This window comes from Tunturiibacter psychrotolerans, from assembly GCF_051013365.1.
GTDB classification, from domain to species: domain Bacteria; phylum Acidobacteriota; class Terriglobia; order Terriglobales; family Acidobacteriaceae; genus Edaphobacter; species Edaphobacter psychrotolerans_A.
Genome location: NZ_CP132941.1, coordinates 5,787,332 through 5,812,021 on the forward strand (window position 1 = coordinate 5,787,332; position 24,690 = coordinate 5,812,021).

General features: G+C 59.7%; 22 protein-coding genes. 11 read left to right on the plus strand and 11 right to left on the minus strand.

Features of this window, described 5'->3' with window-relative positions; all coding sequences use genetic code 11:
- Positions 1–366 precede the first annotated feature (366 nt).
- The 4 genes from lysA to RBB76_RS24650 all read right to left on the minus strand — a co-directional run bounded on the left by lysA (position 367) and on the right by RBB76_RS24650 (position 4,472).
- Positions 367–1,671 carry a diaminopimelate decarboxylase gene (gene lysA, locus RBB76_RS24635; protein ID WP_429633682.1) on the minus strand — a complete coding sequence of 435 codons (1,305 nt, stop codon included), beginning with the start codon at positions 1,669–1,671 and terminating at the stop codon, positions 367–369.
- A gap of 3 nt (positions 1,672–1,674) precedes the next feature.
- Positions 1,675–1,989, minus strand: a complete 315-nt coding sequence (locus RBB76_RS24640; protein ID WP_429633684.1) for a PspC domain-containing protein — start codon at positions 1,987–1,989, stop codon at positions 1,675–1,677.
- 102 nt (positions 1,990–2,091) lie between these two features.
- The gene (locus tag RBB76_RS24645) at positions 2,092–3,129 is read right to left on the minus strand and encodes an alpha/beta hydrolase (RefSeq protein ID WP_429633686.1); all 1,038 of its coding nucleotides are present in this window, start codon (positions 3,127–3,129) and stop codon (positions 2,092–2,094) included.
- Between the two features lie 137 nt (positions 3,130–3,266).
- The gene (locus RBB76_RS24650; RefSeq protein ID WP_429633688.1) at positions 3,267–4,472 is read right to left on the minus strand and encodes a tetratricopeptide repeat protein; all 1,206 of its coding nucleotides are present in this window, start codon (positions 4,470–4,472) and stop codon (positions 3,267–3,269) included.
- Between the two features lie 124 nt (positions 4,473–4,596).
- Here RBB76_RS24650 and RBB76_RS24655 point away from each other — a divergent pair, with 124 nt between their 5' ends.
- On the plus strand, positions 4,597–5,112 hold the full coding sequence (locus RBB76_RS24655) for a hypothetical protein (protein WP_429633690.1): 516 nt from the start codon (positions 4,597–4,599) through the stop codon (positions 5,110–5,112).
- Between the two features lie 18 nt (positions 5,113–5,130).
- Here RBB76_RS24655 and RBB76_RS24660 read toward each other — a convergent pair whose 3' ends face one another.
- A complete protein-coding gene (locus RBB76_RS24660; protein ID WP_429633692.1) occupies positions 5,131–5,685 on the minus strand; it encodes a DUF1569 domain-containing protein in 555 nt (184 codons plus the stop codon).
- Between the two features lie 82 nt (positions 5,686–5,767).
- Positions 5,768–6,499: a hypothetical protein gene (locus tag RBB76_RS24665; protein WP_429633694.1), complete on the minus strand. Its 732-nt coding sequence runs from the start codon at positions 6,497–6,499 to the stop codon at positions 5,768–5,770.
- A gap of 114 nt (positions 6,500–6,613) precedes the next feature.
- Here RBB76_RS24665 and RBB76_RS24670 point away from each other — a divergent pair, with 114 nt between their 5' ends.
- The 5 genes from RBB76_RS24670 to RBB76_RS24690 all read left to right on the plus strand — a co-directional run bounded on the left by RBB76_RS24670 (position 6,614) and on the right by RBB76_RS24690 (position 11,379).
- Positions 6,614–7,072, plus strand: a complete 459-nt coding sequence (locus RBB76_RS24670; protein WP_429633696.1) for an SET domain-containing protein — start codon at positions 6,614–6,616, stop codon at positions 7,070–7,072.
- Positions 7,073–7,247: 175 nt separating this feature from the next.
- Positions 7,248–9,299: a DNA polymerase III subunit gamma/tau gene (dnaX, locus tag RBB76_RS24675; protein ID WP_429633967.1), complete on the plus strand. Its 2,052-nt coding sequence runs from the start codon at positions 7,248–7,250 to the stop codon at positions 9,297–9,299.
- A 26-nt stretch (positions 9,300–9,325) separates the two neighbouring features.
- Positions 9,326–9,658 (plus strand): YbaB/EbfC family nucleoid-associated protein, encoded by a 333-nt coding sequence (locus RBB76_RS24680; RefSeq protein WP_260738734.1) that lies wholly within the window; start codon positions 9,326–9,328, stop codon positions 9,656–9,658.
- Between the two features lie 45 nt (positions 9,659–9,703).
- Complete coding sequence (gene recR, locus RBB76_RS24685; RefSeq protein ID WP_429633969.1) at positions 9,704–10,282, plus strand: recombination mediator RecR; 579 nt, start codon at positions 9,704–9,706, stop codon at positions 10,280–10,282.
- A 77-nt stretch (positions 10,283–10,359) separates the two neighbouring features.
- Positions 10,360–11,379: a metallophosphoesterase gene (locus RBB76_RS24690; protein WP_429633698.1), complete on the plus strand. Its 1,020-nt coding sequence runs from the start codon at positions 10,360–10,362 to the stop codon at positions 11,377–11,379.
- Positions 11,380–11,852: 473 nt separating this feature from the next.
- Here RBB76_RS24690 and gpmI read toward each other — a convergent pair whose 3' ends face one another.
- Positions 11,853–13,478, minus strand: coding sequence for a 2,3-bisphosphoglycerate-independent phosphoglycerate mutase (gene gpmI / locus RBB76_RS24695; protein WP_429633700.1), 1,626 nt, complete (start codon positions 13,476–13,478; stop codon positions 11,853–11,855).
- A 302-nt stretch (positions 13,479–13,780) separates the two neighbouring features.
- Here gpmI and RBB76_RS24700 point away from each other — a divergent pair, with 302 nt between their 5' ends.
- Positions 13,781–14,572, plus strand: a complete 792-nt coding sequence (locus RBB76_RS24700) for a PP2C family protein-serine/threonine phosphatase (protein WP_429633702.1) — start codon at positions 13,781–13,783, stop codon at positions 14,570–14,572.
- A 426-nt stretch (positions 14,573–14,998) separates the two neighbouring features.
- A complete protein-coding gene (locus RBB76_RS24705) occupies positions 14,999–15,274 on the plus strand; it encodes a hypothetical protein (protein ID WP_429633706.1) in 276 nt (91 codons plus the stop codon).
- Between the two features lie 156 nt (positions 15,275–15,430).
- Here the strand turns inward: RBB76_RS24705 and RBB76_RS24710 are convergent, their stop codons facing one another.
- Both RBB76_RS24710 and RBB76_RS24715 read right to left on the minus strand, forming a co-directional pair.
- Positions 15,431–16,159 carry an SIR2 family NAD-dependent protein deacylase gene (locus tag RBB76_RS24710; protein WP_429633708.1) on the minus strand — a complete coding sequence of 243 codons (729 nt, stop codon included), beginning with the start codon at positions 16,157–16,159 and terminating at the stop codon, positions 15,431–15,433.
- 121 nt (positions 16,160–16,280) lie between these two features.
- Positions 16,281–17,786: a hypothetical protein gene (locus RBB76_RS24715; RefSeq protein WP_429633710.1), complete on the minus strand. Its 1,506-nt coding sequence runs from the start codon at positions 17,784–17,786 to the stop codon at positions 16,281–16,283.
- A 153-nt stretch (positions 17,787–17,939) separates the two neighbouring features.
- Here RBB76_RS24715 and RBB76_RS24720 point away from each other — a divergent pair, with 153 nt between their 5' ends.
- Positions 17,940–18,278, plus strand: coding sequence for a cupin domain-containing protein (locus RBB76_RS24720; protein ID WP_429633712.1), 339 nt, complete (start codon positions 17,940–17,942; stop codon positions 18,276–18,278).
- A gap of 63 nt (positions 18,279–18,341) precedes the next feature.
- On the opposite strand, the gene eno is transcribed toward RBB76_RS24720, so the two are convergent.
- The gene (gene eno, locus RBB76_RS24725) at positions 18,342–19,634 is read right to left on the minus strand and encodes a phosphopyruvate hydratase (RefSeq protein WP_429633971.1); all 1,293 of its coding nucleotides are present in this window, start codon (positions 19,632–19,634) and stop codon (positions 18,342–18,344) included.
- Between the two features lie 509 nt (positions 19,635–20,143).
- Here eno and RBB76_RS24730 point away from each other — a divergent pair.
- On the plus strand, positions 20,144–21,070 hold the full coding sequence (locus tag RBB76_RS24730; protein ID WP_429633714.1) for a hypothetical protein: 927 nt from the start codon (positions 20,144–20,146) through the stop codon (positions 21,068–21,070).
- 196 nt (positions 21,071–21,266) lie between these two features.
- Complete coding sequence (locus RBB76_RS24735; RefSeq protein ID WP_429633716.1) at positions 21,267–21,575, plus strand: GIY-YIG nuclease family protein; 309 nt, start codon at positions 21,267–21,269, stop codon at positions 21,573–21,575.
- Between the two features lie 440 nt (positions 21,576–22,015).
- Here the strand turns inward: RBB76_RS24735 and RBB76_RS24740 are convergent, their stop codons facing one another.
- A complete protein-coding gene (locus RBB76_RS24740; RefSeq protein ID WP_429633718.1) occupies positions 22,016–24,508 on the minus strand; it encodes a protein kinase domain-containing protein in 2,493 nt (830 codons plus the stop codon).
- Positions 24,509–24,690 lie beyond the last annotated feature (182 nt).

The window sequence follows — 24,690 nt, forward strand, 5'->3', positions numbered from 1 at the left end:
CGAGAGCAAGAGCGGTCTCGAGAACAACTGCTGTGATGTTGCCTGAAGCGGATGCGTAATGCGGGGGGCTCTTCACTGCGCTACTCACGATGAGGCTGTGAGTAGCTTCGGTCGAGATGACCGATGTTTGTTGTTTGAAGAGATGTCTTCCTGTGCGAATGAAAGACGACGGCAACCGCAGATTCCTCCGCTTCGCTGCGGAATGACAACAAAAAAACAGACAACCGCAAAAACCATGGCGACCGCAGGTCCCTCCGCTCGCTGCGGAATGACAACAAAAAAACAGACAACCGCAAAGACAAGGGCAACCGCAGATCCCCTTCGGGGATGACAACAAGAAAGACAACAGCAAGGACTGCCAGGAAGCTAGAGCAGTTCGGGGGCGAGGAGGTCGCGCATGGTTTCGCGGCGGCGGATGAGTTTCGTGGTGGCGCCGTCGATGAGGAGTTCGGCGGGGCGGGGGCGGGAGTTGTAGTTGGAGGTTTGCGACATGCCGTAGGCTCCGGCGTCGAGGAGCAGGACCAGGTCGTTTGGTTTGACGGGTGGGAGGATGCGGTCGCGGGCGAAGAAGTCGCCTGATTCGCAGACGGGACCTACGATGTCGGCCATGAGTGTTGACTTCCCTGCTGGCTGTTTGATGGGGATTATCTCGTGGTGCGCGTGGTAGAGCGCGGGGCGGATGAGATCGTTCATGCCGGCGTCGGTGATGATGAAGGTTTTTGCGCCGTTTTTCTTCACGTAGAGGACGCGGGTGAGGAGCGCGCCAGCTTGCGCGATGATGAAGCGGCCGGGCTCAAGGAGGAGATGGGCTGATTCGGTGCCGAGGCCTTTAGTGAGGGCGGCGGCGTACTTTGAAACTTGCTTTGCTGGATCGAATGCTGTTGCGCCGTAGTCGACGCCGAGGCCACCGCCTGCATCGACGTAGCGAATGTTGTGGCCGTCCTTACGGAGGTCGGCGATGAGGCTGGTGACGCGGGTGAGGGCGGCGGCGAAGGGATCTACTTTGCGGATCTGTGAGCCTATGTGGACGGAGACACCGGCGGGGTCGAGCCACTTTGATTTTTTTGCGGCGCGATAGATGGCGCGTGCGGCTTTGATGTCGATGCCGAACTTGTGCTCGCTGAGACCGGTGGAGATGTATGGGTGGGTTTCGGCGAAGACGTCGGGGTTGACGCGGAGGGCGAAGCGGGCGACTTTGTTGCAGGCTTCGGCGCGAGCGGCGAGGAGATGGAGCTCGGCTTCGGACTCGACGTTGAAGAGGAGGATGTCGGCGTTGAGGGCGGCGTCGATCTCCCAGATTTGTTTGCCGACGCCAGAGAAGACTACTTTTTTGAGGGCCGGCTTGTGCGCTTTGCGGACGCGTTCGAGTTCGCCACCGGAGACGATGTCGAAGCCTGCTCCCTGCTTTGCCAGGAGACGCAGGATGGCGAGGGAGGAGTTTGCTTTGACGGCGTAGCAGATGGTGTGGGGGCGGCTGGCGAAGGCTTCTGCGAAGAGTTGAAAGCGGTGGGAGATTTGATGCGCGGAGTAGATGTAGAGTGGGGTGCCGTGTTCAGCGGCAAGGGCGGTGAGGTCCGCTCCGTCGCAGTGGAGGAGGCGATTGCGGTAGGCGAAGGGTCGTGGGCTGGGGCGTGTTTCGGGCGGAGGGGCGGAGGGGGTCTTTTTGGGCAAGATTTAGATGCTCTTTGCGGGAAGGGCGTAGGGTGCTTCGGGGATGATGACCCAGGCGGCGATGTAGGCGATGGCGCCGACGCCGGTGAGGACGATCATGAGAGCTGTGAGGACGCGGACGAGGTTGAGGTCCCAGCCGTAGTGGAGAGCGAAGCCAGCGCAGACGCCGGCGATCATGCGGTTGTGGCGTGGGCGGGTGAGCTGTCCTGTGTTTGGGTAGCTGCCCATGGGAGGCGGAACAGCGGCTGCGGGTGCTCCGCAGGCAGTACAGAAACGGGAGGAAGGATCGACTTTATTGCCACACTGGGTACAGAACATGGGCGTCTCCAAGAGCTTCTATTTTGCCATACGCTCTCTGAGATTGAATACGTAAGGCTGGGGTTGCCGGTTCCAGTGTGAGCCAGCAACCCGCGTGTGTTGCTAGTGATTTAGCTGTTGGGAGAAGAAGTCGGCCATGTAGGCGTAGGCCTCTTTGGTCTCGGGGAGGCTGACGTCGTTCCAAAAGGCGTGAGTGAGAGCTTCGAAGACGATGAGGCGCGCGTCGTCGCCGCTACGGAGGAAGGCGCGGTGGAGGATGATGGTGCCGCTTAGCTGGGAGTCGCGACCGCTGGTGATGAAGAGGGTCGGGGGCATGCCGTGAAGATCTGCGTAGAGGGGCGAGAGTACGGGGTCTTTGGGGTCGGTGGTGCCGGTGTACTCGGTGTTGCGGGGTTGGGTTCCGGCGACGGGAAGGCTGCCGGTGAGGCCGTGCAGGGCGTACATCGCCTGTGAGTCTGCTGTTTGGCTGAAGTCGCCTGTGCCGGCGAAGATGCCGAGCGCGCCGGGGAGGGGGAGGTTGAGTTGTTTGAGGCGGACGGCTACTTCGGCGGTAAGGATTGCTCCGGCAGAGGTGCCGTAGAGGGCGATGTGGGAGGGGTTGTAGGTTTTGAGGAGGTCGCGGTAGACGGCGATGGTGTCGTCGACGGCGGCGGGAAAGGGGTGCTCGGGAGCGAGGCGGTAGAGGACGGAGACGACGCGGGTGTGGGTGAGGTTGGCGATGGGGATGGATTCGGTGAAGGAGCCGGAGTCGGAGTTGAAGCCACCGCCGTGGACGTTGATGAGGACGCGGTCAGGGTGCTGGGGAGTTTCGTCGAGGGGGATGACATTGCGGACGGGCACACCGGCGATGGTGAGGGATTCGATCTTGACTGGATAGGCTTTAAGGGAGACTTCGCCGGCGTGGGTCTGCCAGGCGTCGGTGGAGGTGCGGCGTTCGGCGAGGGTTTGGTTTTCGGCTCCGGCGGGACGGCGGAGGGTGGCCTGAGCCTCGGGACTGATGGTGGTGGGCACGGGGACGACGCGGGTGACGTGCGCGGTGCCGTTGGCGTCGAGGATGCTGGTGTTGGTTTGGGGTGGTTGTTGGGCGCAGAGGGTTGCGGTAAATGCGAGGACGGCGGCTAGGTGGGGAGGGAATCGCATAGGTGTGAAAAGGCTAGCAGGATTTGCGGGCGATGAGTGCGGGTGACGACTCTTGCTTGGCGCTTGCTTCGCCGCGTATGTCCTGCCGGACGGGCCCACTGCGGGTGGTGCGGCCACTTCGTGGCGGGTGTACTTTTTTATTTTCCTACGTAGGGGGTCTTGAGGTAGCGGTGGGCGGCATCGGATTGAGATTGGTCGCCTCCTCCGGCTGACGCTAGCTGATATTGCCTGGTGGCTTCGTCGCGTCTGTGGAGAAGGTCGAACATTTCGCCGGCGTTGAGTTGGGCTCGGCGGCGGATCCAGTCGCTGCATGTGGGCTGGGCAGCGGCTCGGAGATAGTCTTGCGCGGCTTCGGCGATTTGGTTCTGACCGCGTTCTGTGTCGGCGAGGCCGAAGTAGGCCATGTGGAGGCGCGGCTCAACGAAGTAGGTGGGATTTTGCGCGTCGGCGAGGATGGCGCGGTAGAGAGCGATGGCTCCCGGTCCGTTGCCGGAGTCCTTGGTGAGGTTCGCGACCTCGAGGCGGAAGAGGTAGTCGTGGGGGTATTGGTCGGCGAGACCCTTTTGAACGACGATGGCCTCTGCGTAGCGTCCGTCGTGGCGCAGGAAGAGCGAGAGGGCGGTGCGGGATTCGATGGGAGTGACGATGCCGTGAGCGGCGGATTCGCGGAGAAGATCGAGACCCTTTTCTTTGTTGCCTCCTACTCCTGCGATGCCGACGAGCATCCGGACGAGGCGAGGGAGACTGGCGACGGCAAACTGCTGGATGCCCATGGCCATCTTGGCGTCGGCGTACTGAGGATCGATTTTGAGAGTAGCTTCGCTGTCGTTGCGAGAGGCCAGGCCTTGGCGGGCTGCGGCGACATAACTGTGGTCGCAGAGAGTGATAAAGGCGGCGTGCAGGCCGCGAGCGTATCCGCGGGCGAAGTAGGCGTTGGCGTCGTTGGGGTTGGCGTTGATCTGCTGATCGGCGAGCGCTACGGCGGAGTTGGTGAGCGATTCGATGCGATCGCGGACGGGCTGAGGAACGGGCACGTTGCGTCTTGAGGTGAGGAAGGAGTCGTGCGCGTAGTAGGTGGTGTCGAGGAGGTCCTGGCGATAGAGTTCGCGGAAGACGATGGTGAGAAGGACGTTGCCGATGGCGATGGCGCTCTGCGGGTGGGTGAGTTGGACTGCTTCGAAGCGTGAGAGAGCGCCTTCGTAGTCGAGGGCATAGAAGTGTTCGAAGGCGTCGTGGACCTCGGGGGTGAGGTTGACGGGGTCGGTATGGGCGGCAGGGTTATAGGTCTGCGAGTTGGCTGTGGCAGCCAGCAGGAAGGCGAGGAAAAAACTGAGTGGTTTCACGCTGCGTTTTATGATTCTTCTCCGGGCCTGGTGTACAAAGCGCTGAGGTATTTGATGTCTTCTGTGACAGATTCCGATCGAGAGAACGTGTCTGAGGTAGGGTACACGGAATTGGACGCGCGTCATGGCAGACTGTACTCTTTGGGCACCGGAAGTTGGCGAGAGCCGCGGTATCTTCCTACAGAGTGAAACGGACTTTATGACACGGGTCGAGTTGCTTCAGTTGCTGGTCGGGCAGGCGCGCACTAACGGGTTCGAATTTCGTAGATGGTATGTGGGGAAGCTGGGTTTACCGTGGCAGAACGCTCGCCACGCTGTAGAGGTGCTGGCGGCGGAGCGGCGTTACTATGCGTTGCTTTTCTCTCATGAGTTTGCGTCGAGCTTCTGGAAGCCGGGCGAGTTGATGACGTTTCAGGTTCCGATGCAGTCGTTTACCCGCAGGATGAAGGACGGCTCGATTGGGACGGTGCAGCGCAAGGGATACACGCGGCGGAGTGCGCGTGAGGATGCATGGCTCTATCACCTGAAGGAGATGGCGGCGGCTGAGGAGCCACTGCGGTATATGCGGCGCTATCTGCGGGTGGAGGACGATCTGGACGAAGAGCAGGTTGAGAGTGTGCTGGGTGAGTCGGAGGGGTAGTGAGCGATTGGGGTGTGCTCAGTGAGTTGTACGTTCGATCGGCGATAGATTGTGGGCTTTGCGGATGGCGAGAATTTGTTTGAGGTGATGCTCGCCATGGATGAGCTGAAACTTTCTCCACTGGTTGACGTTGAGCGGCCCGAGGGCCATGTGGCTGGCGAACCGGCAGGTTGTGCCAAAGATCTCTTCTGCCTCAGCACATAGCTGATCGAGATGTGCCAGATGTTCGGCCGCAGCGTTGGTGAGTTCTTCTCCGCAGAGTTGGCGGTCTGTGACCGCAGGCGTGACCAGCGGCGGGGCTTTGCGTCCATGCGGGAAGTAGCCGAGATGGATGAGAGTGTACTGGGCCATATGCTGTGGGACGCTGGGCTTTGCGCGGGTGGGGGTTCGCTTGGTGAGGCGCGCGTTCAAGGCCATCTCTGTGCCGGAGTAGCTGAGCAGAAGGTGTTCCATGATCTGCTGAATGGTCCATTTGTGCGGGCGCGCGGGTGGCTGGAGCTGGGTTTGGGCGGCGTCGAGTCCGTCGAGGGAGAAGGCGATCTCGCGCTGAAGACGGTGGAGGGTGGTGTTCATAAGCAGGATCACGTTACACCGGTTCGAGGGGTGGCGGCTAGTGTTCTCTGCGGGGGTGAGCGGTGTCTTGTTTGAGGCAAGATTACTTGAGCTCGTTCAGTGCTTTGCGGGCTTCTTTTGCTTTTTCGCCGTCGGGGTCCAGTTTGAGATAGGTCTCGAACTCGGCAATTGCTTCGTCTTTCTTCTTCATCTTTTCCGCGATCTCGGCGAGGGCGTAGTGAGCAGCTGAATATTCGGGCTGGGTTTTGACGGCGTCCTGTGCGCGGAGATAGGCGCCTTTCAGGTTGTCGTCACGCATGTAGAACTTGGCGACTCGCAGGTCTTCGTCGACACGCTCGTCGTCGGTCTGGACACGCGCGACCTTGGGGAGTTTGCGATGGACGGAGCTGCCTTCGGCGCCGGGTTTGGGCATGTCGGTGTCAGGGACGTCTGAATCTGTGCCGCTGGAGCTGCTGCTACTGTCACTGTTGCTACTTCCACTGCTGCTACTGGAGTCGTCTCCGGGGAGAGCGGGGGCTGGTGTGGTTGGGAAGGGGTGTTCGGTTGCGGCAGATGAGGGAGTTGTGGCACCGGGCGAGTCGGGTGCAGGGGTTGCAGGTGGTGCGGGTTTTGCGGGAGCGCCGGGGAACGGGAACTGTTCGGCGGTTGAAGGTTTTTTTGCCGGCGGCGGGCACGGCGTGGATGGTTGAGAGGCGTTCTGGCTCGGGGCCGGGCATGGGGCTGGTTGATTTTGCGCGGGCGCACTCTGTGCGTGGCAGGCCGCGGAGAAGAGGAAGGCGGCGAGCGATGCGCGGATTTTAAGACCGATTGCCATAGGGATTCGGAGTTCTTGTTTGATACTTTGACGATGTTGCGCGGTGGTTTGTTATAGTCAGCTGACCCAGGCTGCTTCCCTGCCTCTATTTTATTTGATGGAACTTCTTTGACTATGGTTGATGGACTCATTATTCGTTCTTCGTCGATTCATGCGGCGGGCTGCTATACAACTCGAGCGATAAAAAAGGGCAAGCGGGTCTGCGAGTATGACGGGCCGAGGTTTACCAAAGACGAGGCGGATGATAGGTATCAGGACCGCGATATTACCTACCTGTTCAGCTGTGGGGAGAATGGGTTGGTGATCGATGGGTTTGGGACCGCGATGTTTATCAACCACTCGTGCGACCCGAACTGTGAATCGGACAACGTGGACGGTCGGGTGTTCATCGTTGCGATTCGGGATATCGCGGCGGGAGAGGAGCTGACGTATGAGTACAACCTCTATGACAGCGACGATGATGAACAGAACTGCTATTGTGGTGCCGCGAAGTGCCGGGGGACGATGTTCAGCGATGCTGAGGTGAAGCGGCGGGCTCGGAAGGCGCGGGCTGCGGTTCGGGCTGGGCGGTAGTTTTCTACGTTTTGCCAGGCAAAGACTGAAAGCGTGCTGCGCTCACGGCGCGATCTGCCATCGAGGCTGACGCGCCTGCGGCGCCATACTGCGCTGATGATAAACGCTCCGCTGGTGGACGATACAATAGACGTTGACGAGTTGTTGCGACGATCGCGACTTCCCTACTTTCCATATGGCATATCAGGTTCTTGCAAGGAAATACCGGCCTCAGCGTTTCGCGGATGTTGCGGGACAGGATCACGTTACCGTGACGTTGATGAATGCGCTGACGCAAGGTCGGATAGCGCATGGATATATCTTCAGCGGACATCGCGGCATAGGGAAGACAACGATTGCACGCATTCTTGCGATGGCGCTGAACTGCCGCAATGCGATTGGCTCGGCGGTGCGACCGACGGCAGAGCCCTGCGAGGTGTGCGAGAGCTGCACGGAGATCAGGGCGGGAAATGCGGTCGATGTGATCGAGATCGATGCGGCGACCAACCGTGGCATCGACGAGATTCGTGAGTTGCGGGATGCGGCGCGATATCGGCCGGCGCGGGATAAGTACAAGATCTACATCCTGGACGAAGCCCACCAGATTACGGATGCGGCGTTCAATGCATTGCTGAAGACGCTGGAGGAGCCGCCGGATCATATTGTCTTCATGATGGCGACAACACAGCCGGAGGATATTCCGCAGACGGTGCGGTCGCGATGTCAGCACTTCAGCTTTCATGCGGTGAAACTGGTGGACATTCTTGGCGAGTTGCGCGGGATTGCAGAGCGTGAGGGTGTGGATGCGGATGAGGCTGCGCTGAGTCTACTCGCGGAGGCTGGCGATGGGTCGATGCGCGATGCGCTTTCGATTATGGACCAGGCGATTGCGAGCGCGCCGGTGGAAGATGGGCGTGCACGGCTGGATGCGGGACAGATTCGGGAGTTGATGGGGACGGTTCCGAATGCGGTGTTTGAGCGGATTCTCGAGGCGGTGGATTGGAATCGGAGCGCCGAGGTGATTACGGTTGCAAATCAGCTGCTGGATGCGGGGAACTCTCCGGCGCAGTTGGCGCGGCAGTTTGTGAGGTATCTGCGGAATACGGTGATTGCGAAGATTGCCGGCATCGGCGTCGATGGCGCGGGTGCAGATGGGGTTGCGGGAGAGTTGCTGCAGATCTCGGCGGATGAGCAGCGGCGTGCGGGGCGGTCTGCTGCGCTGTTCAGTGAAGAGGAGCTGACTCGGTTTCTGCAGGTGATGTTGAAGACGTTCGATGAGCTGGGATATAGGCAAGAGCAGAGGTTTCACTTTGAGCTGGGCTTGCTTAAATTGGTGCATCTGCGGCGGCTTTTGCCGATTGAAGCGGTGTTGAGTCAGTTCCCTGTTGCCGGCGGGGCGAGGCCCGGCCCAGGTGTGGCAACGGCGAGGACAGTGAGTGCGCCTGCTGCCGCGCCACCGAGGAATCCAGTGGGCGGAGGGGCGGCGGCGCGTGTGCTTGAGACGAGCGCCACGGTAGCGAGCGCGAGACCGGCTTTTTCTCCCTTTGAAAAGGATCAGAGTAGAAACCGGTTTGATGAGAAAGCCGTGGTGGCAGCACCGATTGTGGTTCCTGTTGTTCCTGTTGCGGCTCCGGTTGTGCCGATTGCGGCTCCGATGCCTGTGCCTGTGGCGGTACCGATGCCGGTCTCCGTTGCGACGCCTGCAGAGATGGTGCTGACGGATGGTGATGCGAAGGGGTCTGCGCTGTTGGAGTTAGGGGATCTGGCGGAGACGGCGGTTGCAAGATTGGAGGCAGTTGCGCAGGGGGAGAGTGCAAAGACCGAGAGCAGGTTGAATATGCAACCAGCTGCGTTACATTCTGCAGAGGAGTTCCAGAGGGTGGCCGTTGATGCTTTGTTGGCGGCGAAGAACCAGGCGACGCCGGCCGATGCGTTGGCGGACGCGGAGTGGACGGTGACGGAAGGCGAGATCCGGGTGCAGACGGAACTGTCGAAGACGATGCTGCCCTTGGTGATCAATGCCGAGGTGGAGAAGTTGGTGAAGGCTGCGCTTCGGGACGCTGATGCTGGGGCATTGAAGCTGGTGTTGCTGCCGGGCGTAAAGAACGCTGCCAATGCGAAAAAACCGCGAGCGGTGAAAAGTGGTAGCGTCCAAGCAAAGGCTATGGAGCATCCAATCGTGCAGAGGGCTCAGACGTTGTTCAATGCCGAGATTCGAAATGTGATCGATCTGCGGGACAACGACTAGTCACTCATGACAGCACTGGAGGGATGATGGATTTTTCTGATCTGGGAAAAATGAAAGAGATGATGGGGCAGGCGAAGCAGATGCAGGAGCAGATGGAGAAGAAGCTCGCTGCAACGGTGGTAGAAGCTTCGAGCGGCGGCGGCGTAGTGACCGTCCGGATGAACGGCAAGAAAGAGGTATTGCGGGTGAAGATTGAGCCGACTGCGATGGGGAGTTCGGCGAGCGATCTGGAGTTGCTGGAGGATTTGATTGCTGCAGCGGTGAATGAAGCGGGGCGACGTGCGGATGAGGCGATGAAGTCGAGCGTAGCAGGAATGATGGGTGGATTAGGTCTGCCGGATCTACCGGGGTTGGGATAAGTGGCTGGTTCTTTTGGTGCTAACCCCAATCGCTTTGCGGAGCCGATGTCGCGGCTGATTGAAGAGCTTAGGAAGCTGCCGGGAATTGGGAGCAAGAGCGCACAGCGGCTGGCGTTTCATGTGCTGCGATCGTCGGCGGAGGATGCTGAGGCGCTGTCGGTGGCTATACGGGAGTTGAAGCTACACCTGCGGCTTTGCTCGATCTGCAACAACATTACGGATGTTGATCCTTGTGGATATTGCACGAGTCCGGTGCGGAGTCAGCGGTTGGTTTGCGTGGTGGAAGAGCCGACGAATATAGGGACCATTGAGAAGACGCGGAGTTATCACGGCGTATATCACGTGTTGCATGGGACACTTTCGCCGATTGGCGGGGTGGGGCCGGAGCAGTTGCGGATTGCGAATCTGCTGACTCGTTTGGCTGAGGTGGATGAGGTGATTCTGGCGACCTCGCCGACGACAGAGGGAGAGGCTACGGCGGGATATCTGGCGCTGGAGTTGCGGAAGACAAAGGCTGATGTGAAGGTGACGAGAATTGCCACGGGTGTGCCGGCGGGAAGCGATATCGAATATGCCGATGAGGTGACGATGACGCGGGCGATGGAAGGACGGCGCGAGTTTTAGCTGTTCCCTTCGCGGCTTTTGACGGGGGTGATTCGTCTAAGTCTTTGTACGAACATAGATAACCAAACGGGTGGTTCATGGGTCCGAGTGAAGTAGTTTCGCGGCGGAGTTTTCTGCGCCAGAGTTTCGCGTTTAGTGCGTTGGCTGGCTTGGGTGCTTTGCCGTCGCTTGCGAGTTCGAAGCAGATCGGTTCGGCGACCGGTGCGTCGCGGCTGCTGATGGTGGGCGATTGGGGATATGAGAACTTCGAGGCACAGAGCCGTGTGGCGAAGGCGATGCAGGCTTATGTGCGTGGACAGGGGTTCACCACCGAAGCGCTGCTGATGCTTGGGGATAACTGGTATGGGCCTCTGCCGGGCGGTGTGAAGGATGTGCGTTGGCAGACGCAGTTTGAAGAGATGTATCCGAAGAGTGTGTTTGATTGTCCGGCGTATGCGATTGCGGGGAACCACGATTATCAGCGGATGCCGCAGAGTAAAGTGGCGGCTGAGCTGGAGTATGCGAAGTTGGGTGGTACGCGCTGGACGATGCCTTCGCTTTGGTACAGCTTTGAGTTTCCGGTGAAGAAGCCTTTGATGACGGTGATTGCACTGGATAGCAATATGCCGCGGCCTGAAGGGCCTCAGGCGGCTGGAGTGAACTTTACGCTTACTCCGGAGCAGCAGGCGGAGCAGTTGGCTTGGCTGGCGGCAGAGTTGGAGAAGCCGCGGAAGACTCCGTTTCTTATTGTGATGGGGCATCATCCGATCTTTTCGAATGGGCCGCATGGGGATCATAAGGTGCTGGTTCGGGATTGGGAGCCGTTGTTGCGGAAGCATAAGGTGCATCTGTATCTGGCGGGACATGACCATGATATGCAGCACCTGGAGTTCGATGGGCATCCGACTTCCTTTGTTTTGTCGGGCGGCGGTGGGGCGGATCTGTATCCGCTGTTGATCGATGAGGCTCAGCGTGGGCCTTATGCGCAACGCGTTTATGGGTTCAGCGACCTTCAAGTTACGCCGGAGTTGTTGACGCTGCGGCACCTGGATGAACAGGGCCGGTTGATACATGCGTTTACGAAGAGGGCGGATGGTACGGTGGCGATCGTATCGTGAGGTAACACTATCTTGAGAAAGATCGGCATTTGTTGTCTAGCTTTTTTCTTTATATATGGCCTAGCACAAGGTCAGGCCTCAAACCAACTTTGGCAGAGCGATCCGACTCTCCAACACGAGATCGGCACAGTCATCAGAATCGTGGACGACTTGCGCACGGGCAAGACCCGTGCCGACATCTTGAAATACTTCACCACCGAGGGAAGTTTGTCTTCCCGTGACCAGAATCACTATGTTTACAAGCGTTGCCCCTACATCAAGATCGACGTGACGTTCGCGAGGGATACTAGAGATTCTATGAAAGAGTCTGCGACAGATAGGATTGCGACGATATCCAAACCTTACCTCGAATTCCTGGCAGTGGACGGAGCGAGCGGAGACTAAAAGCAGATTCCTCCGCTTCTCTGCGGAATGACAACCAAAAATCTCAGCACCATTGCAATAAGAGCGGATTTTTCTCCCTGCAACGCATGTCATTTGGGCGTGTGAGTTGTGCGGAGATTGCCGCCGGTCATTTGGTTGGGTTGGTCCAGGTTGAGGAGCGACAGGATGGTGGGGGAGATGTCGCGGAGGCTGCCGCCTTCGCGGAGGGTTGGCTTGTTGCCTTCTTCGGTGACGTAGAGGAAGGGGACGGGGTTGGTGGTGTGGGCAGTGTGGGGGCCACCGGTGGCGGGGTCGATGAGCATCTCGGCGTTTCCGTGGTCGGCAGTGACGAGGAGTGAGCCGCCGCGTTGCTTGATCTCGCGATAGATGCGGCCTAGTTGTGTGTCGACGGTTTCGACGGCGCGGATGGTGGGTTCCATCATGCCGGAGTGACCGACCATGTCGGCGTTGGCGAAGTTAACGATGATGACGTCGAAGGCGGTGTCGCTGATGGCTTTGATGACGGCGTCGGCGATGCCTGCGGCTGACATCTCGGGGGCGAGGTCGTAGGTAGCTACCTTTTGTGAGTCGATGAGTGCGCGGTCTTCGCCGGAGAAGGGCTTTTCGATGCCGCCGTTGAAGAAGTAGGTGACGTGGGCGTACTTCTCCGTCTCGGCTACGCGGAGGTTGCGAAGGTTTGCCTGCGACATGAGGTTGGCGAGGAGATTATCCATCGACTCGGCGGGGATGACGATGGGGAGCTTGAAGTTTTTGTCGTATTGCGTCATGCAGACGTAGTGGAGGTCGGCGGGGATGCTGCTGAAGGGTATCTCTGCTTCGAGTTCTGTGGCTTTGGGGAGCGCGAGGCCCTGGCTACCGATGGGGTCTGCGGTCAGGCCGGACTTGCGTGTCAGGACGCGGGTGATCTGGCGGGCGCGATCGGCGCGATAGTTGAAGTTGATGACTACGTCGTGGTCGCGGATGAGGCCGACGGGTGTGTCGTCCGTTGGGTTCATGCAGGTAAAGGGTGGGATGAACTCGTCGGTGATGCCGTTGTTGTAGAGCTCGCGGATGCGGGCGGTGGGGCCGTTATAGCGGCCTCCTTCGGGATTGCCGGTGACCATTGCGTCGAAGGCTGGTTTTTCCTTTTCCCAGCGACAGTCGCGGTCCATGGCATAGTAGCGGCCGCTGACGCTGGACAAGAGGCCGACGTTGTACTCGTTGAACTTGCGGAGAAGGTCCTCGAGGTAGCCGAGGCCGCTGGTGGGCATGGTGTCGCGGCCGTCCATGAAGGCATGGACGAAGACGCGGGTGAGCTTGTGTTCGGCGGCCATGCGGAGGAGGGCGTAGAGGTGGCGCTGGTGGGAGTGGACGCCGCCGTCGGAGAGGAGTCCGATGAGGTGGAGGGCTCTTCCCTTCTGGGCGGCTAGTTCGTAGGCACGTACCAGGGTTGGGTCGGTGTAGAGGGAGCCGTCGAGGATGGCGGTGTCGATGCGGGTCATGTCCATGCGGACGATGCGGCCGGCGCCGAGGTTGAGGTGGCCGACTTCGCTGTTGCCCATCTGGCCGTCGGGGAGGCCGACGAAGTGTTCGCTGGCGCGGAGGAGGGTGTTGGGGAAGTCGCGGAGGAGAGCGTCGTAGGTGGGCTTGCGGGCCTGGGCGATGGCGTTGCCGTGGGTCTCGGCGCGGTAACCCCATCCGTCGAGGATGGTGAGGACGACTGGTGCTTTGGGCATGGTGACTTGGTTTCTCTCTGTCTGGTTCTGAAGGTCAGAATATCAAGATTGGTGGAGGCTCGTGGGCGGGGCTTTCTCCACCGGGCCGGTCGCTTGGCTCATGGTCTGGTGGAAGGTGATCTGATTTCGTTGGTTTCTACGCAGTAGACAGGGAGTGTAGTTTGTTGACTTCCCTTTTGCGCGATGCTTGAGATTCGTTCGAAACGACATGACCCGTTAACTTGCAGACGACATTCGCTCGGCCAGTCGGTAACGGGCGGCGTTACAATCGCGGAAAGATTAGTTGGTTGGAGCATGTCCTTATGTCGTCTGAAGTGGGGTCCCCTGCGGTCGGTCGAACTCCTCGCCGTATGGAGTTGGAAAGGTTGGAGGGTCTTGATCTGCATGCTCAGTATGATTCGGCGCGGACGGGTGGAGATTTTTTTGATGCGATCAACCTCGGATCGCATGTGATTTTTCTGCTGGCAGATATTGCGGGGACCAAAGAGGAGACGCAGTCGATTGCCGCAGAGGTTCAGGATACGTTTCGTCGCCGGGGCACGGAGCTTCTCGGGATGGAGGGCACGAACGTGATGGATGCGACTGCGCAACTGGTCCAGGAGATCAACCATGAGTTGCTGAGGGCTGCGCATGGCGTCCGCTTCGCACCGACATTTATTGGTTGCTACGATCTTGCGTTGGGGATTCTTGCTTATGTGAACGCGGGCGGGATGACGGCTGTTTTTCATGACTCGGAGGGTGCGCGGGTTCTGGCCAGTGCTTCGGTGCCGCTGGGTTTGTTTACGCACCTGACGCATGAGCCTGTGATGCAGGCGTTTGAGCCGGGGGCGAAGCTGCTGATGGTGACCAAGGGCGTGATGGAGACTCGGCATGGACGAACTCACTTCGGTGTGGAGCGGCTGATTCCGCTGCTGGAGCAGACGGCGCCGGGCTTTGCGTCGGAGTCGGCTACGGAGCTTTGCCGGGCTACGCTGAGGGCTGCGAGCGAGTTCAGACAGATCCCCTGGTATAGCCTTCAGAATCTTCCTTTTGGCAAAGATGTGGAAGATGAAGATCTGACCGCGCTTGCGATGGTACGGCGGCGTGTGGGTTAGCTCGCCGGCAGCGGCATGGAGGGTGGGAAGGATCTGATGCCTGGCTTGGGGCTCGACCTGATCTTCGACCTGGGCCTCGACTCGATCTTCGGTTTGAGCCTCGGTGGGAGGAGCGGCTGCGTGGAGTGGTTCTGACGTGTTGAGGGAGTCTTCTTCCGTGATTCCGAGTTGGCCGAGCCGATCGAAGAGCGCCGCGACTGGGCTGCGGCGGGAGACCTCCAAGCCTGCCTCTGAGCGTGGAGCGAGTGTGCCGAGAGCGGGGTCGAGGATGATCTCTTCGACGGTTTCGGCTACGGTTGCGCGGGATGGGGCGAGATCGCGGGGCAGGTTGAGGCTTGCGATCTGGAGGCCGTAGAGGAGGAGTCCGGCGCGGCGCGGGTCGATATCGTTGGAGGCGATGCGCTGGAGGACCTGGCCGATGGAGGATTGGATGGCGGAGCGATCTTCTGGCAGAGGCAGGTCGAAGGCGGAGCGGCGGCAGCGGCGGCGACGCGCTCCGGTGGCGGGTTTGCGGGTGGTGTGATGGTAGTAGCAGAGCTCTTCGCCGCGCAGGCATGGGCTGCCGCAGCGGTGGCCGTCGGTGAAGATGTGGCGGCATTGATAGCGTTTCGGTTTGTCGATGACCGAGTTGATGACTGCTTGCATGAGGCCCCTCCCCACGGGGGTACTTGTTGTGCAAAGTCTTCAAAAGAAGCGGCTTGAGTCCGGACTTCTGGATTCGAACTTTGCGTGTGAGTTAAATGAAAAAGTCCGGCTTGGTGGCCGGACTTTGCGAGTGATGCTATGAATTCAGTATAGAACCTGTGTCAATAGGAACTATTAATAAGTAGCTTATTTTCATTGATTTACATAGTGCTTCTAAAAGTAGCGTGGGAGGTTTGAATGATCTTCTTGGAAGAGCGAGGGAAGCACTTGGGTGGCGTTGCCGAGGAGGATCTCGTCGAAGGCTTCGCGGTTGAGAGGCTCTTCGGGCCCGACGTAGACGGTGTGGATGCGGCGCTGGTTGGCGATATGGACGAAGCCCGCGGCGGGATAGACGGAGCCTGAAGTGCCTACGACGAGGAGGACAGTGGCACGGTCGAGTTTGCGGTAGATGGTGTCCATGTCGAGGGGGATCTCGCCGAACCAGACGATGTGCGGGCGGACGGGTGCTCTGCATTTGGCGCAGAGGGGGAGGGTTTCGGCGGTTTCGTAGAGAGCGGTGTCGGGGAAGGGCTGGTTGCAGCGGGTGCAGCGGGATTCGAAGAGGCTGCCGTGCATGTGGTGGATGCGTTGGGAGCCGGCGCGCTCGTGGAGGTCGTCAACGTTTTGGGTGCAGAGATAGAAGCGGTCGCCTAGCTGCTCTTCGATTTTGGCCAGGGCCAGGTGGGCTGCGTTGGGTTGGGCAGAGACTGCGTTGCGGCGGCGTTGCGAGTAGAAGTGCCAGACTAGCTCGGGGTCGGCGGCCCAGGCTTCGGGGGTGGCGACCTGTTCGACGCGATAGCCATTCCAAAGGCCGCCGGAGCCGCGGAAGGTGGCCAGGCCGCTTTCGGCGGAGATGCCGGCTCCGGTTAGGACGAAGAGATGGTCTTGGGGAGTTAAGTCCATGGTTGTTGGATGCGGTCCTGCGCTGCTTGTGCCCTGCCGGACGGGCCCGCTGCGCGCGGGGCGGTCACTTCGTGACTTGTGTACCTTGCCTCGCGATGCTCGGCTTTTTTTCTTATCCTTTCTATCTTGGGTCGGAGGGTTCGCTGGGGACTCCGTCTGCGTTCCAGGCTATGACACGGTAATGAACGCCGCCGAGGGCGCCGTGCGGATCAACCCAGGGGTCGTCGGTGTCGGTGGCGCAGCGGTCGCAGATGGGCTTCCATTCCTTTGAGCCTGCGTCGTTGCGCTCGACAGAGTAGCGGACGGCTCCGGCTGAGCCGCGCCATGCGATGAGGCCGACGATAACAGTTGAGGTGATGACGGGGCGTGGTGGGATTGCGTGTTTAGGGGCTGGGATGCCGGACATCGTGTAGGCATGGGCGCGGAGGAGTTGGGCGCGGGCGGCCATGTCTTCGGCTGTGTTGACGAGGGTTTTGACGCCGGGATAGTAGAGCGCCCACCATTGGCCGGACTCGCCGTGCTCGGCGAAGACGGGGTTGTTGCTGTCGGCGGGGATGGGCTGGAAGCCGAAGTTGTCGAGGTGAGCTTGGAGCGCCCAGAAGCCGTCGCCGGAGACGTTGGGGTCGGTGGAGAGGGTGTTGAGCACGTTTTCGAAGTCGGCAGAGGTCTTCCAGTCGGTGCGGTCCCAGCCGAATTCATTCACGATGAATACTTTTCCGTGGCTGGTGACGGTGGCGGCGTCGTGGGTGAAGGTGGCGGCGGTGGTTGGGGGCTGGTTGGGGCCGAGAAGAATGTCCCAGTGCGGGTAGAACTCGAAGGTGGCGAGGTCGGTGGATTTGTTGTCGAGGACCGGCGGGTAGACGCGATAGATGCCGGAGGTGTCGAGGTAGAGGTGGTGGGGGTCGGTCTGCTTGATGTGGGCGCCGATGGTTTCGACCCAGGTGGAGACCTGGCCGAGCGCGGTGGCGTTGCCGCCGGAGAGCATGGTGAGGATGCCGCACATGTTGCAGTTCTCCCACGCCATGATGGTGGGGTCGTCTTTGTAGCGGAGGCCGGTGATGGGGTTGAGGTGATTGAGGACGGCGTCGATGTGTTTTTCGTAGGCGGCGATGAGGGCGGGGTCGGTGAAGAAGTCTTGCGGGTTGGGTTTGCGGTGCCAGGCGAGGTATTGGCCGATGCCTCCGCCGGCGCAGGTGGCGCAGTCGCCGACCAGGGGGATGATGAGCTTCATGCCGTGTTTCTGGGCGGTGGCGATGGCGTAGTCACTGGATGCGAAGGCGGCTTCGTTGAAGCTGCCTTCTGAGGGCTCGATGCAGAGGGGGCAGCCTACGGTGTCGCCCATGGTTTGGGCGCGGACTACTTTGGCGCCCATCTCGGCGGCGGTGTCGAAGGCGTCGTCGATCTCGAAGTGGCTGGGGAGGCGCGGACCCATGGGGTCGTGGGGGCCGTAGCCTTCTAGGCCTAGCCATTCGATGTTGGGGCCGGAGTAGCGGAAGGGTGCGCTGTTGAGGGTGAGTTTGGTGCCAGAGCGTTGGACGAAGGCGTCGGTTTGAGCTGAGAGGTAGGGGGCCAGGAGGATGATGGTAAGGAGCGTGAAGAGGGTGTTGCGCTTGCGGGAGCTTGGCATGCGTTCTCCGTACCGGCGAGGCTGGGTTTTCAGTTCGCTGGCCATTATGAATGGGTATTCAGTGATTTGCAAACTACAGGGACGCGGTTGCGTTTTGGAGCTCTCGTTGCGGGTCGCCAAGGATTAGGGGAATAGATTGGAAGGTGAGGATTCATGATGAATGGAGAGCTTCCAGAGGTCATCACGGTGACGGCGGAGTCTTCGGCGCATGGTGGATATGACAATCATCCGATCGCTGAGATTAATGATCATGTCGTTCGGATTTCCACGATGGTTGAGCCTTACCATTGGCACTTTCATCCGAACTCGGATGAGACGTTTCTGGTGGTGGAGGGGCGGCTTTGTATAGAGTTCGAGAGCGGGTCGCGGGAGCTTGCACCGGGACAGATGCTTACGATACCTCGCGGGGTGCGTCATCGGACGAAGCCGGTTGGTGCGCGATCGGTGAACCTAACTTTTGAGTTGGCGCAGGCTGAGACGGTTGCTGTCTGACAAGAAGCCGCTCACGATGAGACTGTGAGCGGCTTCGATTGGGATAACGGATTTCGAAGAGAGTTATTCGCCGAAGTTGACCGATTCGATGCCGAGGAATTCGGCGGATTGGCCTAGCTCTTCTTCGATGCGCAGGAGCTGGTTGTACTTGGCGATGCGGTCGGTGCGGGAGGCAGAGCCGGTTTTGATCTGTCCTGCGCCTGTGCCGACGGCCAGGTCGGCGATGAAGGTGTCTTCGGTTTCGCCGCTGCGGTGGGAGATGATGCTGGTGTAGCCGAAGCGGCGGGCGAGTTCGATGGCTTCGAGGGTTTCGGAGACGGTGCCGATCTGGTTGACCTTGATGAGGATGGAGTTGGCGACTTTTTGCTCGATTCCCTGCTGGAGGCGCTGGGTGTTGGTGACGAAGAGGTCGTCGCCTACTAGTTGTACCTTGTCGCCCAGGACCTTGGTGAGATGCGCCCAGCCATCCCAGTCGTCTTCTGCGAGGCCGTCTTCGATGGAGATGATGGGGTATTGGCGGACCCAGTTCTCCCAGTAGGCGGTCATCTCTGCGGAGGAGAGCTCGCGCTTGTCGGATTTCTTGAAGACGTACTTGCCGGTCTCTTTGTTATAGAACTCGCTGGAGGCGGGGTCTAAGGCGATGGAGATGTCTTCGCCTGCGGTGTAGCCGGCGAGTTGGATGGCCTCGAGGATGAGGTCGAGTGCTTCGTCGTTGGATTTGAGTGAGGGAGCGAAGCCGCCTTCGTCGCCTACGGCGGTGTTGTAGCCCTTCTTCTTGAGAACGCCTTTGAGGGTGTGGAAGACTTCGGTGCCCCAGCGGAGGGCGTCGGAGAAGGTTTCGGCGCCGACAGGCATGACCATGAACTCCTGGAAGTCGACGTTGGAGTCGGCGTGGGAGCCGCCGTTGAGGATGTTCATCATGGGCGTGGGGAGGAGGCAGGCGTTGACGCCGCCGAGGTAGCGGTAGAGGGGGAGTTTGAGGGCTTCGGCAGAGGCGCGGGCTACGGCCATGGAGACGGCGAGGATGGCGTTGGCTCCGAGTTTGGATTTGTTTTCGGTGCCATCGATGGAGATCATGGTGGCGTCGATGAGGCGCTGGTTGCTGGCGTCCATGCCGGTCAGTTCGGGTCCGAGGATGGTCTCGACGTTTTCGACGGCCTGGAGGACGCCTTTGCCGAGATAGACCTCTTTGTCTCCGTCGCGAAGTTCTACGGCTTCGTGCTCGCCGGTGGAGGCTCCGCTGGGTACGGCGGCGCGGCCTTTGGCTCCGCTGTCGAGGATGACGTCGGCCTCGACGGTGGGATTACCGCGGGAGTCCAGAATTTCGCGTGCGTGGATAGAGACGATCTCGGTCATATTGCTCCTGTTGGTAGGGGTTGCGGAATGTTGGGAGACGACGCGGTGGTTCAACCGTTCGTTTAACTTTGGACGGCGGTCAACGGGGAGGGTGCTGCCACCTGCGAGTGTGATGGACTGCACCAGCTTTGCGTCGGATGGACTCACCTGACGGATTTTAGCAAAGGGATTAGGGGTATTGCTTTGGGTTGCCACGATAAGAAGATGAATTATTGAAGCGGAGAGACGAGGAGTTTCGGCGCGTTGGTAGAGAAGCAGGTTTCTCCACTTCGCTGCGCTTCGGTCGAAATGACAGCTCTTTGGACAGCGGCAAGAGCGTTTCTGAAGTGTGCTGCGCTCGGTTGGCGTAGCGAGGGCGTTGAAGGTCTTATTAGCAGGGTCGATTCCCTGCTCGCGAATTTGTTGCGCGGAGCTGAAGCTAGTTCTACTCTTTGGAGTGATAGAAGTTCTGGAAGATCCGGTGTTTGAGTTTGAGCGCTGGCTTTGGAAATCTGTTTGAGGATATTGCCATGAAGATGCACATCACCACCGCTGCTCTCGTTCTTGCTGCTGCTCCCGCGTTTTCACAGAGTGCGATGACAGGCGTTTCAAACCCCGACCCTGTGGCGATTACGAGTAGTGATGATGCAGCCGCGCAGGCGGGTTCGCAGACGCCGACAGCGAAGCCGAGTGCAGATGTGCCGGCGACGGTGCCTGCGTCTCCTGCGGTGGAGTATGGGCCTTATGTTCCTTATAAGGGTGCCGCGGTTGCGGGTTCGAATGATGTGATGCATGAGGCTCCTGCGGAAGATCCTGCCGATGCGATGATCGTGACGAGTGTGCCGGAGCTTCAAGGCACTTTGCGCGAAGGGACTTTGCTGAAGGTGAAGATTGGCGAGACGCTGGGTACAGATTCGACGGTTGCAGGAAGCAGATTTTCCGGGACAGTTACAGAAGCAATAGAGAGGAATGGGCGAGTCATCATTCCGGTAGGTTCTACTCTTGAGGGGCGAGTGACGGAGGTTCGTGGTGGGCGGCGTATTTCGGGTGTTGCGATGCTGCACCTGGAGACGAGCGACGTTACGCTGCCGGATGGAACGCACTACATTGTGCATGCGCAGTTGATCGATACGGGTAAGAGTGAGTTCAACGTGGACAACGAAGGAACGTTGAAGCGGAAGGACCATGTGAAGGAGACACTGGCGATTGTAGGCGGCGTGACTGGTGCGGGTGCGGCTACGGGTGCGTTGATTGGCGGTGGAGTCGGGGCAATTGTGGGTGCGGGGATTGGCGCGGGGGTTAGCACTTATATCTGGTTGAAGCAGGATCGTCAGGCTACGCTGCCGAAGGATGAGTTGCTGGTGTTTAGTTTGACTACGCCTATGATTTTGACTCCGCTTTCGCCGGTTAGCAGCTTGAACGCGGGTGCTTTGGGTGGGGTGGGCGCGGCTCGGTAGTTGGTTTTTGGTTGTGTGGGAAGGCCGGGATCATCTCCCGGCCTTTTTGGTTTAATTGTGGCTTGCGGGGTCCGTGCGAAGGTTCAACTTTGGTGGAGACACAGGAAGAGAAGCGGGTTTCTCCACTTCCCCTTCGGCGCGCTTTCGCTTGCTCAGGGTCAGGTCGAAATGACGATATTAAAGTACGAGGTGGGCGGTGGAGGGGAAGATTTACTACGTCTATTTTGTTGCGAATCGAAGTAGAGTTTTGTATGTGGGTTTCACTAGCGATCTCAAAGTGCGGGTAAAACAACACAGAGAAGGTAGGTTTGAAGGGTTTACGAGTGACTATGGTTGCGATCGGCTGGTTTGGTTCGAGCGGTTTACTACTCCTTCAGCAGCGATCGCTCGTGAGAAACAGATCAAACGCTGGCGTAGGGAGAAGAAGGTGTTTTTGATTGAACGAGAGAATCCTACGTGGGAGGATCTGTCGCTGGTGTGGGATGTGCCTGTTGATTTGAGATAGTGGGTGATGGGAAGGAACAGCGGGTTTCTCCACTTCGCTTCGCTTCGGTCGAAATGACAACATTTGTGGATTGCGTTTGGTCTGTGCTTGGCTTCGGTCGAAATGACAACATTTGTGGATTGCGTTTGATCTGTGCTTCGCTTCGGTCGAAATGACAACATTTGTGGATTGCGTTTGGTCTGTGCTTCGCTTCGGTCGAAATGCAACATTTATGGATTGCGTTTGGTCTGTGCTTGGCTTCGGTCGAAATGACAACATTTATGGATTGCGTTTGGTCTGTGCTTGGCTTCGGTCGAACTGACAACGTTTATGGATTGCGTTTGGTCTGTGCTTGGCTTCGGTCGAAATGACAACTTCTAGGATGGCAGGAAGACCTCTCTCCTCCCTCGTGGCTTCGGGATTGCGCTGGGTGAGTGATTTTAGGTTGCGGGGAGTGATGATTAGTTGCTGACCTGGGCTAGGAGGCGCTTCCAGTTTTTCTGGTTGCGGCGGTAGCTTTTTTTGAGGTCTTCGAGGATGCGTTCGAAGTCGGCGTGGCCTTTTAGTTTGCGCCAGGCTGGGTTGATGCTGAACCATGGATAGTTTTCGTTGCCGAGATAGATGGCGCGGCGAAGCCAGTGGAGAGCTTCGGACTCGTCGCCTTCGAGGGCGAAGTAGGTGGCTAGGCGATAGGCCATCTCGCTGTCGGCTTCGGCGGCGGAGAGAGTTTCGTCGACGATGAAGGTGGCGGCTTTTTCGCGCTCGCCTAGTTGGACGTAGCAGAGGGCGATGGTTGGGAAGACGATGCGGAGGGAGGACTCGTCGCGGATGACGTTTTCAAGGGTTTCGATGGCCTTGGGGAGGTCGCCGGTGCGCATCTGTTGGTAGCCGAGGGAGATTCGGAGGAGCGGTTGGCGGGGCTCGAGGGTGAGGCCCTTTTCGATTTCGTCGGAGGCTAGCTCCATTTGATTTTGGTACTGGTAGACGCGGGCGCGGTGGTTGTAGATCATGGCCGCGTTCGAGGGGTTCATGCGGAGGGAGGCGTTGAACTGCTCTAGGGCTTCGTCGTACATGCCGTCGATGCGGAGGGTCTGACCGGCGACCAGGCGGACGTTCCAGTCGTTGCCTGCGGTCTGGAGGAGGTTTTCGATGCCGTGACGGGCGGACTCTTTTTCACCGCGGGAGAGGAGCATGTAGACGCGGTAGAGATTGGCTTCGACGGAGCCGGGGTCGAGTTGAAGGGCCTTGTCGAAGGCGCGGCGGGCTTCGAGGACGTGCATCTGGCCGCCGAGGCCGTGGCGGGCGTACTGAAGATGCGTGATGCCGAGGCCGGACCAGCCGGGGGCGTATTTTTCGTCCTTCTTGACGACGTCGGTGAAGAGCTCGCAGGCGCGGTTGAGGTCGTCGCGGCTGCCGGTGCGGGTCATGAAGGAGGAGAGGACGGCGCGGGCCTGGAGGTACTGCTCGGAGAGGGCCTGATTGAGGGAGCGCGCGGGAGGTGTGCCGCGATTGCTTTCGTGGGGGGCGAGATCTCCGAAGCCCTGGAGGGTGCTGAAGACTTCGTTGCAGATCTCGGATTGGACGGAGACGAGATCAAAGGAGGCTACGTTGATGGAGCCGCCGGCACGGACGCTTTGGTTGGGGACGTCGAGGAGCTGCCAGTTGAGGTCGAAGCCTTTGTCCGAGCGGAGAAAGTTGCCGGCGAGGACGAAGTTGACGAGGAGTTTTTTGCCGATGCTGAGGGGGTCGAGCTGCTGGGTGGGGATGTTCATGAAGGAGCTCGACGGGCGGACTACGAGGGTGGACATGCGGGTGAGGCGGGTGGCGATGGCGTCGGCTAGTGCGTAGCCGTAGAGGGGGGCGACGTCGGCGGGGCCGAAGTTGACGAAGGGCAGGACGACGATGCTGTTCTGGTTGGTGGTGGAGGAGGAGCCGGACTCGCGGAAGCGCTCGGCGAGCATGGAGAGGATGCCGGTGGTGCGTTTTTCTTCGTCAGGGGCGTCTAGGGGGAGACGGGTTTGGTGCGAGGGACGGATGTTGTCGCCGGGGAGCAGGACAGAGTCTAGCTGCATGGCGCGCATGATGGTCTTGAGGGCGTCGCGGACTTCGGCTGCGGAGCCGAAGCGGGCGGAGGGTTGCTTTTCGAGGCAGCGAAGGATGACGGACTCGAGTTCGATGGGGAGGTCGGGGGCGATCTCGCGGATGGAGGGTGGGTCGGCGAACTGGATGGCGCGGATGGATTGGAACTCGGCGGCGTCGGGGCGGTGGAAGGGGTGGCGGCCGGTGGCGAGCTCGTAGAGGATGAGGCCGAGGGCGAAGATGTCGGACTGGACGCTGGACTGGCCGGTGACGAACTGCTCGGGGGCCATGTAGGCGATGGTGCCGCCACGGGCGGTGTAGGTGGCTCCGGCGGCGGGCATGCGCTTGTTGACGGGCCCGCCGGGGTCGAACTCGGTCTGGTCGGGGCGGAGGCGGCGGGCGAGGCCGAAGTCGAGGATCTTGATGAGGCCGCCGTCGGTGAGCATGACGTTGGCGGGTTTGAGGTCGCGATGGAAGATGCCGAGCGAGTGGGCGGCGGAGAGGCCGTCGGAGGTCTGGATGCCGGCGGAGAGGACGAGCTCGAGGCTGGCGGGGCCTTCGGCGATGACCTTGTCGAGGGATTTGCCAGGGATGTACTGCATGACGATGTAGGCTTCTTCGCCGTCGCCGTTCTCTTCGGGGGCTTCGCCAACGTCGTAGATGGCGCAGACGTTGGGGTGGTCGATGGCGGAGGCGAGGCGGGCTTCTCGGAGCTGGGTGGCGCGGACCTGCTCGATGGTGAGGTTGCCGCGCTTGAGGAGTTTGAGGACGACGGGGCGCTGGAGGAGGGTGTCGGTGGCGAGGAAGACGACGCCGCTGCCGCCTGTGCCGATCTTGCGGACAAACTCGTACTGCTTGATTTCGCGGCGCTTCATGGTTCCATTATCGCAAGAGAGTGTTTCAGGATGCGGAAGGTCCTCGAGAGTTTCGGCTGGTTTTGATGACAGCTCGGTGAAAGGTGATCAGCGAGCGAACGGTCGTTTGAACTGATCTTGGGAAAACAGCGGGTTTCTCCACTGCGCGGGACAAAGAGCCGTCCCGCTTCGGTCGAAATGAC

What these genes read in the sequence shown, in the direction of transcription:
- RBB76_RS24640 (WP_429633684.1), bottom strand. Translation starts at nt 1,989, where the DNA reads ATGTTCTGTACCCAGTGTGGCAATAAAGTCGATCCTTCCTCCCGTTTC.
- RBB76_RS24645 (WP_429633686.1), bottom strand. Translation starts at nt 3,129, where the DNA reads ATGCGATTCCCTCCCCACCTAGCCGCCGTCCTCGCATTTACCGCAACC.
- RBB76_RS24655 (WP_429633690.1), top strand. Translation starts at nt 4,597, where the DNA reads ATGGCAGACTGTACTCTTTGGGCACCGGAAGTTGGCGAGAGCCGCGGT.
- RBB76_RS24660 (WP_429633692.1), bottom strand. Translation starts at nt 5,685, where the DNA reads ATGAACACCACCCTCCACCGTCTTCAGCGCGAGATCGCCTTCTCCCTC.
- RBB76_RS24665 (WP_429633694.1), bottom strand. Translation starts at nt 6,499, where the DNA reads ATGGCAATCGGTCTTAAAATCCGCGCATCGCTCGCCGCCTTCCTCTTC.
- RBB76_RS24670 (WP_429633696.1), top strand. Translation starts at nt 6,614, where the DNA reads ATGGTTGATGGACTCATTATTCGTTCTTCGTCGATTCATGCGGCGGGC.
- dnaX (WP_429633967.1), top strand. Translation starts at nt 7,248, where the DNA reads ATGGCATATCAGGTTCTTGCAAGGAAATACCGGCCTCAGCGTTTCGCG.
- RBB76_RS24680 (WP_260738734.1), top strand. Translation starts at nt 9,326, where the DNA reads ATGGATTTTTCTGATCTGGGAAAAATGAAAGAGATGATGGGGCAGGCG.
- recR (WP_429633969.1), top strand. Translation starts at nt 9,704, where the DNA reads ATGTCGCGGCTGATTGAAGAGCTTAGGAAGCTGCCGGGAATTGGGAGC.
- RBB76_RS24690 (WP_429633698.1), top strand. Translation starts at nt 10,360, where the DNA reads ATGGGTCCGAGTGAAGTAGTTTCGCGGCGGAGTTTTCTGCGCCAGAGT.
- gpmI (WP_429633700.1), bottom strand. Translation starts at nt 13,478, where the DNA reads ATGCCCAAAGCACCAGTCGTCCTCACCATCCTCGACGGATGGGGTTAC.
- RBB76_RS24700 (WP_429633702.1), top strand. Translation starts at nt 13,781, where the DNA reads ATGTCGTCTGAAGTGGGGTCCCCTGCGGTCGGTCGAACTCCTCGCCGT.
- RBB76_RS24710 (WP_429633708.1), bottom strand. Translation starts at nt 16,159, where the DNA reads ATGGACTTAACTCCCCAAGACCATCTCTTCGTCCTAACCGGAGCCGGC.
- RBB76_RS24715 (WP_429633710.1), bottom strand. Translation starts at nt 17,786, where the DNA reads ATGCCAAGCTCCCGCAAGCGCAACACCCTCTTCACGCTCCTTACCATC.
- RBB76_RS24720 (WP_429633712.1), top strand. Translation starts at nt 17,940, where the DNA reads ATGATGAATGGAGAGCTTCCAGAGGTCATCACGGTGACGGCGGAGTCT.
- eno (WP_429633971.1), bottom strand. Translation starts at nt 19,634, where the DNA reads ATGACCGAGATCGTCTCTATCCACGCACGCGAAATTCTGGACTCCCGC.
- RBB76_RS24730 (WP_429633714.1), top strand. Translation starts at nt 20,144, where the DNA reads ATGAAGATGCACATCACCACCGCTGCTCTCGTTCTTGCTGCTGCTCCC.
- RBB76_RS24740 (WP_429633718.1), bottom strand. Translation starts at nt 24,508, where the DNA reads ATGAAGCGCCGCGAAATCAAGCAGTACGAGTTTGTCCGCAAGATCGGC.